This window comes from Motilibacter deserti, from assembly GCF_011250635.1.
Taxonomy (GTDB): domain Bacteria; phylum Actinomycetota; class Actinomycetes; order Motilibacterales; family Motilibacteraceae; genus Motilibacter_A; species Motilibacter_A deserti.
On record NZ_JAANNP010000001.1, the window covers coordinates 131,114 to 145,487 of the forward strand.

At 71.1% G+C, this 14,374-nt stretch carries 13 protein-coding genes; 6 read left to right on the top strand and 7 right to left on the bottom strand.

Annotation, left to right across the window (positions count from 1 at the left end):
* Positions 1-84: 84 nt before the first annotated feature.
* Entirely contained in the window at positions 85-855 is a 771-nt protein-coding gene (locus G9H71_RS00580; RefSeq protein WP_331272637.1) for a CbtA family protein, read from the bottom strand.
* Between the two features lie 10 nt (positions 856-865).
* Positions 866-1,096 carry a CbtB domain-containing protein gene (locus tag G9H71_RS00585; protein ID WP_166276368.1) on the bottom strand — a complete coding sequence of 77 codons (231 nt, stop codon included), beginning with the start codon at positions 1,094-1,096 and terminating at the stop codon, positions 866-868.
* 216 nt (positions 1,097-1,312) lie between these two features.
* Between G9H71_RS00585 and G9H71_RS00590 the strand changes: the two genes are divergently transcribed.
* The 6 genes from G9H71_RS00590 (at position 1,313) to G9H71_RS00615 (ending at position 7,753) form a co-directional block, all read left to right on the top strand.
* Complete coding sequence (locus G9H71_RS00590) at positions 1,313-2,023, top strand: (2Fe-2S)-binding protein (protein WP_166276371.1); 711 nt, start codon at positions 1,313-1,315, stop codon at positions 2,021-2,023.
* Positions 2,014-3,147 (top strand): winged helix DNA-binding domain-containing protein, encoded by a 1,134-nt coding sequence (locus G9H71_RS00595; protein ID WP_166276374.1) that lies wholly within the window; start codon positions 2,014-2,016, stop codon positions 3,145-3,147. The genes G9H71_RS00590 and G9H71_RS00595 overlap by 10 nt, the downstream gene beginning before the upstream one ends.
* A 65-nt stretch (positions 3,148-3,212) precedes the next feature.
* Positions 3,213-3,908, top strand: a complete 696-nt coding sequence (locus tag G9H71_RS00600; RefSeq protein ID WP_166276377.1) for a hypothetical protein — start codon at positions 3,213-3,215, stop codon at positions 3,906-3,908.
* Positions 3,909-3,993: 85 nt separating this feature from the next.
* On the top strand, positions 3,994-5,673 hold the full coding sequence (locus G9H71_RS00605) for an alkaline phosphatase D family protein (RefSeq protein WP_166276380.1): 1,680 nt from the start codon (positions 3,994-3,996) through the stop codon (positions 5,671-5,673).
* Between the two features lie 99 nt (positions 5,674-5,772).
* Positions 5,773-7,359 carry a methyl-accepting chemotaxis protein gene (locus tag G9H71_RS00610; protein ID WP_166276383.1) on the top strand — a complete coding sequence of 529 codons (1,587 nt, stop codon included), beginning with the start codon at positions 5,773-5,775 and terminating at the stop codon, positions 7,357-7,359.
* 82 nt (positions 7,360-7,441) lie between these two features.
* Positions 7,442-7,753 carry a hypothetical protein gene (locus G9H71_RS00615; protein WP_196791502.1) on the top strand — a complete coding sequence of 104 codons (312 nt, stop codon included), beginning with the start codon at positions 7,442-7,444 and terminating at the stop codon, positions 7,751-7,753.
* A gap of 24 nt (positions 7,754-7,777) precedes the next feature.
* On the opposite strand, the gene G9H71_RS00620 is transcribed toward G9H71_RS00615, so the two are convergent.
* The 5 genes from G9H71_RS00620 to G9H71_RS00640 all read right to left on the bottom strand — a co-directional run bounded on the left by G9H71_RS00620 (position 7,778) and on the right by G9H71_RS00640 (position 14,052).
* Complete coding sequence (locus tag G9H71_RS00620; protein ID WP_331272638.1) at positions 7,778-9,016, bottom strand: acetamidase/formamidase family protein; 1,239 nt, start codon at positions 9,014-9,016, stop codon at positions 7,778-7,780.
* A gap of 211 nt (positions 9,017-9,227) precedes the next feature.
* Positions 9,228-10,763 carry an arabinosylfuranosidase ArfA gene (arfA, locus tag G9H71_RS00625; RefSeq protein WP_231133962.1) on the bottom strand — a complete coding sequence of 512 codons (1,536 nt, stop codon included), beginning with the start codon at positions 10,761-10,763 and terminating at the stop codon, positions 9,228-9,230.
* 36 nt (positions 10,764-10,799) lie between these two features.
* Entirely contained in the window at positions 10,800-11,690 is an 891-nt protein-coding gene (locus G9H71_RS00630) for a carbohydrate ABC transporter permease (protein WP_166276392.1), read from the bottom strand.
* A complete protein-coding gene (locus tag G9H71_RS00635; RefSeq protein ID WP_166276395.1) occupies positions 11,687-12,631 on the bottom strand; it encodes a carbohydrate ABC transporter permease in 945 nt (314 codons plus the stop codon). The genes G9H71_RS00630 and G9H71_RS00635 overlap by 4 nt, the downstream gene beginning before the upstream one ends.
* A 77-nt stretch (positions 12,632-12,708) precedes the next feature.
* A complete protein-coding gene (locus G9H71_RS00640) occupies positions 12,709-14,052 on the bottom strand; it encodes an ABC transporter substrate-binding protein (protein WP_231133963.1) in 1,344 nt (447 codons plus the stop codon).
* Positions 14,053-14,374 lie beyond the last annotated feature (322 nt).

A 14,374-nucleotide genomic window follows, 5' to 3' on the forward strand; every position in this document is an offset into this window, starting at 1 on the left:
TCGAGGGGCCCGACGCCTCGTGAGGGCCCTGCTTCCAGGCCCGGCGCGGCTACGGCCGGGCCTGGAAGCGACGGGCGGGTTCCGCTAGGCCAGCGCGTTCGACGGGGTCTGAGCGCGGCGCGGCTCCAGCAGCCGCTCCGCGAGCGCCCCGAAGACGAGGGCGAGCGTGCTCCACAGCGCGGCCTGGACCCCGAGCGAGGCCAGTCGGAACTTCCACAGCAGGTCGGCCGAGTAGCCGGCGGGGATCTCGTCGACGCCCGGCATGGCCCACATCGCGACGCCGGCCGCGACGACGAACGCGAGCCCGGCGGCGGGTACGGCGGTCCAGGCCCCGTGCGGCGCGAGCGCCCGCCCGACGATGAGGGCGACGCCCGCGGCTGCCAGGGAGAGCAGGAGCATGGCCAGCCACAGAGAGGTCCGCCGGCCGATGGTCTCTCCGTCGCCCACGCCCGGCGGGTTGCCCGGGTACTTGAGGAACGGCACCAGGATCACCGCCGCGAAGGCCGCCAACCCGAGCACCCCCGAGGTCGCGCGGGCATGCGCCTGCCCGACCCGGCCGTACACGAAGGCGAACGCGAGCGCGAAGATCCCGCCCACCGCGACGCCGTAGACCCCGACCCCGGTGGCGAGGCCGATCGTCGACTGGACGCCCCGGCTGACGAGCTCGTCCTCCTCCTCGGCGTGCGCAGCCCCGGCCGGCTCGGCGCCGTGGCTGTGCCCGCCGGACGCCTCCTCGAGCGCGATCGCGTCGCGGACCTGCGGCTCGCCGAAGACGGACGCGACGATCAGCGCGGCGAGGCCGGCCACGAGGCCGGCGAGCATGCCGCGGACGAGCAGGTTGCGTACGACATCCACGGCTCGCGCCTCAGTGGCAGGGGAAGCCGAGCAGATGGCGACCGTCGTGCACGAACTCGTGCAGCGTGGCACCGGAGAAGACCGACGTCGCGCCTTGCTCGGCACCCACGAAGTAGAGGGCGATCAGGGCCAGCAGGCCGAGGAAGAAGGCCCAGGGCAGCACCGCCCGCACCGGGATGGCGACGGGGGTGGGGCGGTCGACCGGAGTGCTGGGCGACTGCGTGGCGGAGATGGAGCTCATGGAACCTCCTCGGGAATTCGCGTCCCGCTCAGAGTTCGAGTGACGGCAGAGGGTCTGGCTCCCGCGCTCCCGGCCTCCCGTCAGGGCGACCGTGGGCGCGGTAACAGTGGCGCGACCGCTGCCGGGCTCTCACCGGCTTCCTCATGCCGTCACAATGGCTGGCGCAGTCTAGGGGAAGCGAGCGCCGTCCTGGCAACGCACGTACCGGCCGAGACCGTGGCCCGGAGCCTGACGGGGCTGGGCCCGTTCGTCGAGCTCGCCACCGGCCCGGCCGACGACGGCTGGCTGCCGGTCGCCCGGCTCGTCGGTGACCCCGGCGTGCTCCGCGAGCGCGTACGCGGCGGCCGCGCCGCGCTCGCCACCATGGCGGGCGCTCCGCCCGGCGCGGTGGAGGAGCGCGTGGTGACGTCGGTCGTCATGCTGGGCGTCGCCGCCCGGCTGGCCGCCCCCGCGGTCGCGGTCGCCACCGTCTGCGACGCCGTGCTCCCGGTCGCCGCCCTGCGGTGGCGGGACGGTCCGCCCGGCCCCGTGCCCCTGCTCCTGCCCGTCTCGGTCGGCGTTCCGACGGGCGGCTCGCTCGGGGTCGCGCTCGTGGACGACGTGCTGGCACCGCTCGTCGAGACCGCGTCCACCCTCGCGCCGCTGGCCCCGCCCCTGCTGTGGGGGAACGTGGCTTCCGCAGTCGCGGGAGCCGCCGGGGCGCTCGCGCGCGCCCGTCCCGACCTGCGGGAGCGGGCGTACGCGGTGGCCGACGAGCTGCTCGCGCACCCGCCTCTCGCGCGGTCCGGGAGGTTCGACACGCGACGCGCCTTCTCCCGCCGCACCTGCTGCCTCTACTACCGGCTTCCCGGCGGTGGGACGTGCGGCGACTGCCCGCTCCCCCCGCCCGGCCTGAGCCCTTCTGCCACGATGCCGGGATGCCGCTGACGGCGCGACAGCTCAACCGGGCCACGCTCGCCCGCCAGCTGCTGCTGGACCGCGCACCGCTCGACGTCGTCGCGGCCGTCCGGCAGGTCGTCGGGCTGCAGGCGCAGGAGCCGGCCTCGCCCTACGTCGCGCTCTGGAACCGCGTGGCCGGCTTCGACCCGGCCGAGCTCGACGCCGCCTTCGCGCAAGCGCGGCTGGTCAAGTCGTCGCTGATGCGCGTCACCCTGCACGCGGTGGCGGCCGAGGACCGGCCCGGCTTCCACGCCGCCATGCTGCCGACGCTGCGCGCGCCACGGCTGGGGGACACGCGGTTCACCTCGAGCGGGCTGTCGGTCGAGGACGCCGACGCGCTCGTCCCGCCGTTGCTCGGCTTCCTCTCCGCACCGCGGTCCGGCGCGGAGGTCGAGGCCTGGCTCGCGGACCGGCTCGGCCGCGACCCCGGCCCCGGGGTGTGGTGGGCGCTGCGGACGTACGCGCCGCTGCGCCACTTCCCCACCGGCGGCCCGTGGTCGTTCGGCCCCCGCAACGCGTACGTCGCGGCGGGCGACGTGCCGGAGCACTCCGAGCGGGACGCGGGGCTGGCTGTGCTCGTGCGCCGCTATCTGGAGGCGTTCGGCCCCGCGACCGTGCCGGACGTCGCCGGCTTCTGCCTGGTGCAGCGGACGCGGGCCCGGAAGGCGGTCGCGGACCTGGGCGAGCAGGTGGTGCGCCTGACCGGGCCCGACGGGGTGGAGCTGCTCGACGTGCCGGGCACGCCGCTGCCCGACGACGACGCCCCGGCGCCCGCACGGCTGCTGGGGATGTGGGACAGCGTGCTACTCGCCTACGCCGACCGGAGCCGGGTCGTGCCGCCGGCGTACCGCAAGCTCGTGACGCGCACCAACGGCGACGTGCTGCCGACCCTGCTGGTCGACGGCCACGTCGCCGGGGTCTGGCGCCCCTTAGAGGACGGGATCGAGGCGACCGCGTTCCACGCACTGCCGGAGGAGGCGTGGGCGGAGCTGGAGGCCGAGGCGCGCAGCCTGCTGCAGATGGTCTGCGACCGCGACCCTGCGGTCTACCGGCGGTACGCCCGCTGGTGGGCCGCGCTGCCGGCGGCGGAGGTGCGGATCCTCGGCGGCTGACACGGCTGCGGGTGAAGAGACGGCGATCGCGCTTCTCGTCGTGGAGCGACGCCTAGGGTGTGCGCGTGAGCCAGGTGGTGCAGTCGCGCGCGGCCGGCACGCGGACGAGGCAAGCCGTCGGGATGGACAGCTTCCGCCTCGCCCTGGCAGCTGCGTACGCCGTCCTGCTCGCGGTCCTCCCGTTCGTCGTCGAGTCCGACGCCTCGTTGAGCAGGCTGCGCGCGCAGGTCCTCAGCGGAGCGGTCGACGAGGTGGAGGTCGTCGGCGGGCCCGGGACCAGGAGCGGGTGGGGCTCTCAGGAGGTCCGGTGGCGGGACGGCCTGCTGCAGCGGGTGACGACCGTCGAGCTGCGACCGTCCGACGTGTCCGCCGAACCGCGCGACGGCGTGGTCCATGAGGACGTGGCAGCGTTGCTCCGTCACGATAACCCCTCCGTCGTGGTGAGTCGCAGCAACGATCCCGGCTGGGAGCCCGAGGTGTTCGGCCAGGCGGCTCCGGGCTGGGTCGCGGCACTGCTGTTCATCGTCGCCATCGCCTCGCTAGGCCTACTGATCCTGGGTCCTCCACCGTGGCGTGGGACGCGCTGGGCCTGGTTCTGGCTGGGGGTCTGGATCCCGCCGGTGGGAACGCTCGCCTTCCTGCTCCTGTCCGGCCCGGCCCCCCTCGTCTCACGGCGGCCGACGCGGCGGAGGTTGACGGGGCTCTGGGGCTTCCTCCTCGGCGCCGCGCTCGCCGCGGCCCTGCCGTCGCCGTGGTGGTGAGCAGCGCTCCGCCAGGACACCGCTGCGTCCCTCGTCTACCAGGACGAACGACGCCACGGCCTTGATCCCCGGGGTAGCGTGACGTGTGGACCCTGCCAGCACGCCTCTCGCCGAGCCCGAGCCCCGACTCCGGGTCGGGCCGCTGCTGCGCTGGGCGGACGACACGCGCGCGACGGTCTGGGTCGAGACGGACCGGCCCGGGACGGTCTCGGTCCTGGACGCCGAGGCCGAGACGTGGTCGGTGCACGGGCACCACTTCGCGGTCGTGGTCGTCGAGGGGCTCGCGCCCGACTCCGAGACCGCCTACGACGTCCGGCTCGACGGCCGGGTCGTCTGGCCGCTGCCCGGGGACCGGCGGCCCGCGCCGGTGATCAGGACGACGGGGCCGCGCACGCAGGAGGCCTTCTCGCTCTCCTTCGGCTCGTGCCGGGCGCTCGCGCCCTACGACGAGCGGGGCTTCCACGGCCACGGCGCCGACGCGCTGGTCGCGCTCGCCGAAGGCGTCCTCGCCGGGCGGACGTCGCTGCCCGACCTGCTCGTCCTGCTCGGTGACCAGGTCTACGCCGACGAGCCGGACGCGGAGATGGTCGAGCGGCTGCGGCAGCGGCCCGGCGTGGCCCCGGACGTGGCCGACGAGATCAACAGCTTCGACGAATACACCTGGCTCTACGAGAAGACGTGGAGCCACCCGTCCCTGCGCTGGCTGCTGTCGACGGTGCCGAGCGCGATGATCCTCGACGACCACGACCTGCGCGACGACTGGAACACGTCGGAGGCCTGGCGCCGGCACATGACGGCGAAGCCGTGGTGGAGGGACCGCGTCGTCGGCGCGTTCGGCTCGTACTGGGTCTATCAGCACCTCGGCAACCTCTCCCCCGACGAGCTCGCCGCGAGCCCGGTCCTGCGGGCGATCCGAGAGGCGCCCACCGAGGCCGAGCGCGAGCAGGTGCTCGACGCGATGGCCTGGCGCTCGGACGAGGACCCCGGGGCCCACCGCTGGAGCCACGTCCGCCAGATGGGCGGCACGCGCCTGGTGATGATCGACTCGCGCTGCTCCCGCTCGCTATCGTCCGGTCGCCGCGGGATGGTCGACGACAACGAGTGGCAGTGGCTCCAGCAGCACCTGACCGGGGACGTCGACCACCTGCTCGTGGGCACCTCCCTGCCCTGGCTGCTGACCCCGTCGGTGCACGAGCTGGAGGGGTGGAACGAGGCGACTGCGGGCGGGGCGTGGGGCAAGGCCTTCTCGCGGCTGGCGGAGAAGATCCGGTGGGCCGTCGACCTCGAGCACTGGGCGGCGTTCCGCAGCAGCTTCGACAGCCTCACGCAGGCGCTCGGCGACGTGGCGTCCGGCCGGCGGGGGAAGGCGCCGGCGAGCGTTCTCGTCCTCTCCGGAGACGTGCACCTGTCGTACGCCGCCCGCGCCCGGATCGCCGGCGCGAGCGCAGACGCCTCGCCGGTCTGGCAGCTGGTGATGTCGCCCTTCCGCAACCCGTTGTCGCGCTCGATCAGGGCCGCCAACCGCGTCCTCATGACCCCGCCCGCGCGGGCGGCCGTGACGTGGCTGGCGCGGCGCGCGGGCGTGCCGGCGCCGGGGGCGCGCTGGGGCCTGGACCACGGGCCGTGGTTCGACAACGGCGTCTCCACGTTGACGGTCCGCGGGCGCGACGTCCGGCTGCGCACCGAGCTCGCCGAGCTCGCCGCCGGCGACGTGCAGGTGCTGCGGACCGTGCTCGACGAGAGCCTGACGGCGCCTGGGCGCTGAGCCCGCGCGGACCGGTTGCTCAAGGCAGGCTGCCCGGAGGCCGACGACTCGTCCGAACCGTGCGTGGCGCCCGCCGCGCCCGTGAAAGGACGATCGCCCATGCCTTCCCTCCGCTGGATCCGCGACCGCGGGGTCCGGACGAAGATCCTTGCCTCCCTCGGGCTGCTCGCGGTCGTCGCGACGGTCGTCGCCGTCGTGGGCGTCGCGCAGATCCGCACCCTGCGCGACGACAACGCGGCGATGAACACCCAGACGATCCAGCCGCTCGTCGCGCTCGGCGACCTCCAGCGCGACCTGCAGAGCTGGCGGGCGCGCGTGACGGAGTACAGCAGCGCGCTCGCGGACCGGCGCCGGGAGATCCGCGACGAGAACGCCGAGCTGCAGCAGAAGGTCGAGCAGCGGGCGACGGACTACCTGCCGCTCGCCGCGGACCCGTCCGCGGTGCAGAAGCTGCAGGAGCTGCTGGGGACGTACGCCCAGCTGACCGAGGAGGCGCTCTTCCCCGCCGTCGACGGCGGGGACGTGGCCGGCGCGGTCACGATCTTCCAGGAGAAGGTGCGCCCGGTCACCTCCGACCTGCTCGACGCCTACAAGGCCGAGGCGGACGCGCAGGCGGCAAAGGCGGCCACGGCGGCGGAGCAGGCGGACTCCGGCGCGGCCGGCGCCATCCGGCTGGTCGTCGTCGTGTTCGTCGTCGGGCTGCTGCTCGCGCTCGGGCTCGGTGTCTGGGTCGCCGGCGGCATCGTGCGCAGCGTGGGCCGGGTGCGCGAGGCGCTCTGCGCGATGGCGCGCGGTGACCTGACGGTCCAGGCGTCCGTGGAGGGCAAGGACGAGCTGGGGCAGATGGCCGAGGCGCTGGCCCAGGCCCGCGAAGGCGTACGCGGCCTGCTCGTCGCGGTCCGCGACTCCGCCGTCGGCATGGAGCGCAGCTCGCGCGAGCTCACCGACGCCGCGGTGCAGGTGGCGGCCAGCGCCGCCGAGTCCTCCGGCCAGGCCGACGTGGTGGCGAACGCGTCCAGCGCGGTCTCCTCCAGCGTGCAGACGCTGGCGTCGGGCAGCGAGCAGATGGGCGCGTCCATCCGCGAGATCAGCGAGAACGCGAACCAGGCCGCGCACGTCGCCGCCCAGGCGGTGGGCGTCGCGGACGCCACGAACGAGACCGTCACCGCGCTCGGCGAGTCGAGCCGGCAGATCGGCGAGGTCGTCCGGGTCATCACCTCGATCGCGGAGCAGACCAAGCTGCTGGCGCTGAACGCGACGATCGAGGCTGCCCGCGCGGGCGAGGCGGGCAAGGGCTTCGCCGTCGTCGCGAACGAGGTCAAGGAGCTCGCGTCCGAGACCGGCCGCGCCACCGGTGACATCGCCGCCCGCGTAGAGGCCATCCAGGCCGACACCGGCAGCGTCGTCTCCGCGATCGCCGAGATCGCCGGCGTCATCTCCCAGATCAACGACTTCACCACGACGATCGCCTCTGCCGTCGAGGAGCAGACGGCGACCACCGCGGAGATGTCGCGCAACGCCGTCCAGGTGGCTTCGGGCTCGGAGGAGATCGCGGGCACCATCGCCGGCGTCGCGCAGAGCGCGCACAGCACGACCGCCACGGTCGGTGACGTGCAGGAGGCCGCCGGCGGCCTGTCGCGGATGTCCGCCGAGCTGCAGGCGCAGCTGGACCGCTTCACGTACTGACGCTCCGCCCCGCGTGCCACGAGGCCTCCGCACCGTCCGGTGCGGAGGCCTCGTCGCGTCCACGGGCGTGCAAGAGTGGCGCATGACCGCTTCGACGTGCACCTGCAGCGACGGCTCCTGCGCGGGGCACAACGGCTCGCGACTCTCGATCGGCTCGACGAACTCCGTGCTGTCGATCGGCTCCGCCGACTCGGTCCTCTCGATCGGCTCGGTCGGCTCTGTGCTCTCCGTCGGATCGAGCGGGTCGGTGCTCTCCCTCGGGTCCGCCGGCTCCGCCCTCTCGGTCCTGTCCGTCGGGTCGGTCCTGTCCGTGCTGTCGGCGCTGTCGGTCGGCTCGGTCGGGTCGGCGCTGGCGGTGGGCGGGCGGTGGGCGAAGCTGTCGCGCAGGCACTGAGGCTCGACGACAGCGGCATCGCCCCTAGAACACGCTCTTCGGGATGTGGCCGGTGACGACCTGGGTGCGGTCCACGACCTCGGCCGCGTGGTAGTTCACGGCGATCGACGCGAAGGAGTAGGCCTTCGCGGCCGTCATCCCCTGCGTCGTCACCAGGAAGTCGACCGTCTTCTCGACCGCCATGCGCATGGCACGGTCGAGGTCCCAGTGGATCCCCATCATGATCCAGAAGTCGCGGTTCTCGGCCCAGGGCAGCTCGGTCTCGACGTTCTTCATCACTCGGATGCGGAAGTTCCCGACGCAGGAGTGCTCGACCGCGGTGCCGCTGACCTCGCCGTCGCCCTGGGCGCTGTGCGGGTCGCCGATGAAGATCTGCCCGCCGGGCTGGAAGACCGGGAGGTACAGGGTCGAGCCCGAGGTGAGGTCGCGGACGTCCATGTTGCCGCCGAAGGTCCAGGGCGGGGTCGAGTTCTGCACGCCGGTAGCGGGCGGCGGAGCGTCCTCGGTGTTGCCGATGAAGACTCCGCTCTGGGGGGCGACGGCGACGATGCCCGGGAACGGCGCCGCTGGGATCTTGAGCTTGTCGGAGAAGTGCACGGTCTGGTGGCCCTCGCGCCCGGTGACCTCGTACATGTGCGTGCGCACGTCGGGCCACACCCCTGCCGGCATGTTCGGCGGGATGACTGCAGGAATGTCGAGGCCGACGTCGCCCTGGCGCCAGCCGGGGTAGAAGTCGGCCATCACCCCGCCGGTCGGGGCGGTGTTGTTGAAGCCGAACGGTGCGCGGGTCTCCATCTTCTCGATGTCGATGACGAGGGTGTCCCCCGGCTCTGCGCCCTTGACGTAGATGGGGCCGGTGAGCACGTGGCCGCCGTACTGCTTGCCTGCGGCGGTGCGCGCGGCTCGGGTCTCCCAGAACGCGATCGCGTCGGGCAGCACCGCCTCGGGCCCGGCTCCGAAGGCAGCGAAGTAGTCGTTGGGATGCACCGCCTGGGTCGCCCCCTGGTGCGAGAGCATGTCGACGCGCACCCTGTCGCCGGACTTGATCGTGGCGGCCGGGGTCGCGTTGATCGGGAAGCCGCCCCAGTGCAGGTTGTCCGGGGTCGCCTTGACGTGCACGTCGTACTTGCTGCTCGCCGCTCGGCGGACGCCCTTGCTCTCCAGGGCCGACGCCTGTCCAGGCAGGCTTGCCGCGAGCGGCACCGAGAGGCCGGCAGCCAGGAGGCTGCGTCGGCTCACCGAGCTCCAGTGGTTGGCGGACACGATGGACTCCTTCGTCGGAACGGCCACGGGGATGTTGCTGCGGGTGGCCGGGCTGAGTCGCACGGTCTCGGCGACGACGCCAACGATCGAGCGGAGTTGTTCGCGTGACGTAACGCGCAGGCAAACAGCGCGTTCCAGCAGTCGCGGATCGACGCAGGTGACGTGGCCGCGGCCCGGGTCCGACTGCCGTATCCGCCGGCGCGGGATCAGCTCACCGGGTGGCCACCCCGCCGGGCGGAGCCTCCAGGGTCACCGCCGTCCAGGAGACGGCCGGCAGCGTCAGCCGCATGACCGAGCCGTCGAGACGAGCAGTCGCGTTGTCCTGGACACCGACCCTTTCCTGGTCGTCACGCAGGTTGGCGGCGTGCACGTCCGCGTCGTGCAGGCTCTGCGCCCGCACGATGCGCACGTCGCCCAGGTGCGACACTTCGACGTCCACCGCGACCTCGTCGGTGAGGCTCCGGTTCACCAGGAACACCGCCGTGGAGCCGGACTCCGCCTCGTGCGTGGCCACGGCGTCCACCACGGGCACGTCCCCGTAGCGCTCGGTGCGGTAGGTGGGGCAGTCGAGCTTGAGCTCCAGGGTCGTGCCGCGAGCCAGGGACGAGGCCTGGGCGAAGGGGAAGAACGTCGTCTGTCGCCAGGCGTCGCCACCCGGCTCGGTCATGATCGGCGCGATGACGTTCACCAGCTGCGCGAGATTGGCCGACTTCACGCGGTCGGCGTGCCTCAGCAGCGAGATCAGCAGGCTCCCGAAGACCACCGCGTCCATGACGGTGTACGCGTGCTCGAGGAGGCGTGGGGCGACGGGCCAGGTGCCGGCGTCGGTGATGCGCTCGACGTCGGTGTAGCGGGACAGGTACCACACGTTCCACTCGTCGAAGGCGATGTACATCGTCTTCGCACTGCGCTTGAGCGCTTTGACGTGGTCAGCGGTCGCGGCGACGGTCTCGATGAAGAGGTCCATCTCCACGGCGGAGGCGAGGTAGCTCCCGTAGTCGCCGTCGTAGGGCTCGAAATAGGCGTGGCAGGAGATGAAGTCGACGACGTCGTAGGTCTCCTCGAGCACCACGCGCTCCCACTCCCCGAACGTCGGCATACCGGCGCCGGAGCTGCCACAGACGACGAGCTCGAGGCCGGGGTCGATCTGCCGCATGGCGCGAGCCGTCTTCGACGCAAGCTCGGCGTAGCTCTCCGCGGTGCCGTATCCCAGCTGCCAGGGGTGGTCCATCTCGTTCCCCAGGCACCACATGCGGATCGCATGCGGCTCGACCGAGCCGTGCTCCGCCCGCAGGTCCGACAGCGCCGTCCCGGATCGGATGTTCGCGTACTCCAGGACGTCGAGGGCTTCCTGCACCCCGCGCGTGCCGAGGTTGACGGCATAGACCATCTCGCTCCCGACCTTCTGCAGCCACGTCGCGAACTCGTTCAGGCCGATCTCGTTGGTCTCGGTCGAGTGCCAGGCCAGGTCGAGCCGGCGTGGTCGCCGGTCCCTCGGCCCGACCCCGTCCTCCCACCGGTAGCCCGAGACGAAGCTGCCGCCGGGGTAGCGGATGGCGGTGACGCCGAGCTCACGGACGAGGGCCACGACGTCCTTGCGGTAGCCGTCCTCGTCGGCGGTGGGGTGGGTGGGCTCGTAGATGCCGTCGTACACCGCCCGGCCGAGGTGCTCCACGAAGGAGCCGAAGAGACGTGCGTTGATCTCCCCGACGACGAAGTGCGGGTCGATGGTCAGGTGTGCGCGCATCAAGAGTCCTCGGTTGACTAGTCGAATGGCGGACTTCTACTTCAGGCTTCCCAAGGACAGGCCGCCCTGCCAATAGCGCTGAAGGGTGAGGAACGCGACGATCAAGGGCACGACCGAGATGAGCGAGCCGAGGATGATGATGCTCCACAGGCTCTGCCCGCCTGCGGCGCCGTAGGTCGAGGCCGTCGACTGCCAGAGCCCGATCCCGACGGTGACCGGGAAGAGCCGGTTGTCGGACAACATGGCCAGGGGCAGGAAGTAGTTGTTCCAGGAGGCCACGATCGACAGCAGCAGCACGGTGATGATGGCCGGCCGCATCAGTGGGAGCGCTATCCGCAGGAACGTCCTGAACTCCCCTGCGCCGTCCACTCGCGCGGCGTCCAGCAGCTCGTCGGGCACCGCGTCCCGCGCGTAGACGTGCATCAGGTAGACCCCGAACGGGTTCAGCCAGGTGGGGAGGATCACCGCCCAGACCGTGTTCGTCAGGTCGATCTTCGCGAACAGGATGAAGGTCGGGATGACCAGCGCGGTCGTGGGCACCATCACGGCGCCGAGCAGGATGGCGAACGCGAGCCGACGGCCCGCGAAACGGTACTTGGCGAAGCCGTAGCCCGCGAGCACGGCCAGGACCGTCGCGCCGACTCCACCGGCGACGGCGTAGAGCGCCGAGTTGAGCAGCCACCGCCGGTAGATCCCACCCCCGTAGGTGAACAACTGTCGGAAGTTCTCCCCGTAGTCGATGTCGTCGGAGAACCAGAGCGCATTGCCGCCACCGAACAGCCCGGCCGAGCTCTTGGAGCTGTTGACGATCAGCCACCAGAACGGCACCAGGAAGTAGACGACGAGGAAGGCCAGAAGGACGTGCAGCGGGAGGTACCGCGGTCTCCTGGGGGTGCGTGAACCCCGCTGAGTGACGCCGCTGCTCATGAGAGGAAGCTCCCTCGCTTGCGGGTGGCAAACAGGAAGAGGTAGACGCAGACGAACACGACGGCGCCGAGCGAGAAGGAGATCGCCGAGCCGTAGTTGTAGTTGGCCAGGTTGAAGGCCTGCTCGTAGGCGTACATGTTCGGGGTGAAGTCCTCCGGGAGGGCGCCGGCGGCGAGCGGCTGGAGGATCTTGGGCTCGTTGAAGAACTGCAGGGTCCCGATGAGCGCGAACACCAGGATCAGCAGCAGGGCAGGGGCCACGAGCGGGATCTTGATCCGCAGCGCGATCTGCCATTGGGACGCCCCGTCCATGCGCGCGGCCTCGTACAAGGAGGGATCGATGCCCTGGAGGGCGGCGAACAGGATGATCATGTAGTAGCCGGCCCACTGCCAGGTCACGACGTTGAACAGTCCCCAGAAGATGAGCTTCGAGCCCAGGAAGTCCGGCGCATCGGCCCCGACCAGAGAGGAGATGTCGGCGAGCGGGCCGAAGTTCTTGCTGTAGAGGAATCCCCACATCAATGCTCCGATGACCGCCGGGATTGCATACGGCATGAAGATCATCAGTCGTGAGAATCTGGCGAAACGATTGACCATCAGGTCGAGCATGAGCGCGACAGCGAGCGAGATGGCCATCTGGACCGGGATGAGGACGAGCGAGAAGCGGATGACGAACGAGACGCCTTCGCGGAACGAGGGGTCGTTGAAGGCTTTGACGTAGTTGTCGAACCAGACGAGCCGGGTGCCGCCGATCAGCGCCCTGCGGAAGAGGCTCAGGTAGAGGGCGTACCCGAGGGGCAGGATCAGCATCGTCACGAAGACGATCCCGAACGGCGCGACGAACAGCCAGCCGGCGAGGTTCTTGCGCCTGGCGGGGGCACGGCGGCGCGCGGCACGCACCGGGTGCGCGGTGCTCGTGGAGGGGGTGAGCGAGAGGGTCATCGTGATCTCCAGGTCTGGCAGATACGACGGCTGGCCGACCCGTGGCTCTCGGACCGGCCAGCCGTGGGGTCACCTCGTCACTGCACGGTGAAGCCTTGCTCCTTGGCGTAGCCCTCGACGTCCTTCTGCAGCGCGTCCGCAGCCTCGGAACCGCTCGCCTTGCCCTCGTTGATGGCGGCGATCTGCTTGGTGAAGGCGGTGTAGAAGTACTGGCCGATCGGGGTGTAGGTCATGCCCTGGTAGCCGTTCGCCGCAGGCACGTAGACCTCCTTGTTCGCCTGCTGGCCGTTGAAGAACGGGACCTTGTAGTCAATGAAGGCCGGGTCGTTCAGCACCTTGAGGCTCAGCGGGAAGATGATCTGGTTCTTCCAGCCCTCCTCGAGGGACGCGTCGTCGGCGTACACCCCGAAAGCGACCTTGGCCGCCAGCTCGGGGTTGTCGGCCTGCTTGGTCACGGAGAACGCCGAGCCGCCCCAGTTGACCTGCACCGGGTTGCTGGGGTCCCACTGCGGCAGCGGAGCCGTCGCCCACACGCCCTTGTCGTCGCCCGTGCCGACGCCGGCGCCCTGGAGGTATCCGGGAGCCCATGCGGCGGAGAGGTACGTCGCGTAGTCGCCGCCGATGACCCCGGAGATGTACTCGGGCGTGAACTGGTCCTGCTTGCCGACCAGGCCCTTGGACGTCAGGCCGGCCCAGTAGTCCAGCACCTGCTTGACAGCCTCGCTGTCGAGGTCGATGCCGATCGTGCCGCCGTCCGAGGGCGAGTAGTTGAATGGCTGAGCACCGTTCTGGTACAGCAGGGCCGTCACGTAGGCCGGCTGGTTGGCCGGGAAGTCACCGAAGAGCGGGCCACCGGCGTCCTTGACCTTCTGGGCCGCGGCTTCGTACTCGTCCCAGGTCTTGGGCGGCGTGATCCCGTACTTGTCGAAGACGTCCTTGCGGTAGATCATCCCCATCGGGCCGCCGTCCACGGGGGCGCCGAAGACGCCGTCACCCACCGAGACGTCCTTCCATGCGCCGTCGCTGAAGTTGGCCTTGACGTCCTCGTAGCCGAGGCCTTTGAGGTCGACCAGCGCGTCCTGGACCTGGAAGGTCGGGATCCGGTCGGCCTCGAGCATGACGACGTCGGGAGCCCCCGATCCCGCGGAGACGGCCGTCTGGAACTTCTCGTACTCGTCCGGGCCGGCCCCTGCGTTCGTCCAGCAGATCTGGACGTCGTCATTCTGGCTGTTGAAGTTGTCGACGACCTTCTCCATGTTCGGGTACCACGCCCACATGGTGACGACCGGAGCCTGCTCGTTGCGGACCTTGTTCGTGCAGTTGGCCGCCTTGCCGCCGCCGCCCCCACCGGCGCCGGCACTGGCCGTGCCGGCCCCATCGGCAGCGGAGTCGTCATCGCCACCTCCGCACCCCGAGAGCATGGCAACGAGCGCGAAGCACGCTGCGGCTGAAGCAGCAATGGCTGATCTCGTCTTCATTGGGCCTTCCCTTCCGGTGCGGGACGTCTTCGTCGATGCAGGCGGACCGCTGCGATCGAGCCGGACGACCTTCACCCGCCCGACGAGACCTGCAGTTGCGCAGCATTTTCAACGTTGTAGAAGGGAACTGTCAAGAGCTCGATATATGATAGTTATCGACGTCGCGCCGACGCTTCGGAAGAAGGCGCGGTCATGCGTTCGGGATGCCGCGCACCAACGGTCGGGCCGGTAGGATCCGACAATAACGCGGCGAGCATCAGGAAAA

What these genes read in the sequence shown, in the direction of transcription:
- G9H71_RS00585 (WP_166276368.1), bottom strand. Translation starts at nt 1,096, where the DNA reads ATGAGCTCCATCTCCGCCACGCAGTCGCCCAGCACTCCGGTCGACCGC.
- G9H71_RS00595 (WP_166276374.1), top strand. Translation starts at nt 2,014, where the DNA reads ATGCCGCTGACGGCGCGACAGCTCAACCGGGCCACGCTCGCCCGCCAG.
- G9H71_RS00610 (WP_166276383.1), top strand. Translation starts at nt 5,773, where the DNA reads ATGCCTTCCCTCCGCTGGATCCGCGACCGCGGGGTCCGGACGAAGATC.
- G9H71_RS00615 (WP_196791502.1), top strand. Translation starts at nt 7,442, where the DNA reads ATGACCGCTTCGACGTGCACCTGCAGCGACGGCTCCTGCGCGGGGCAC.
- arfA (WP_231133962.1), bottom strand. Translation starts at nt 10,763, where the DNA reads ATGCGCGCACACCTGACCATCGACCCGCACTTCGTCGTCGGGGAGATC.
- G9H71_RS00630 (WP_166276392.1), bottom strand. Translation starts at nt 11,690, where the DNA reads ATGAGCAGCGGCGTCACTCAGCGGGGTTCACGCACCCCCAGGAGACCG.
- G9H71_RS00635 (WP_166276395.1), bottom strand. Translation starts at nt 12,631, where the DNA reads ATGACCCTCTCGCTCACCCCCTCCACGAGCACCGCGCACCCGGTGCGT.
- G9H71_RS00640 (WP_231133963.1), bottom strand. Translation starts at nt 14,052, where the DNA reads ATGCTCTCGGGGTGCGGAGGTGGCGATGACGACTCCGCTGCCGATGGG.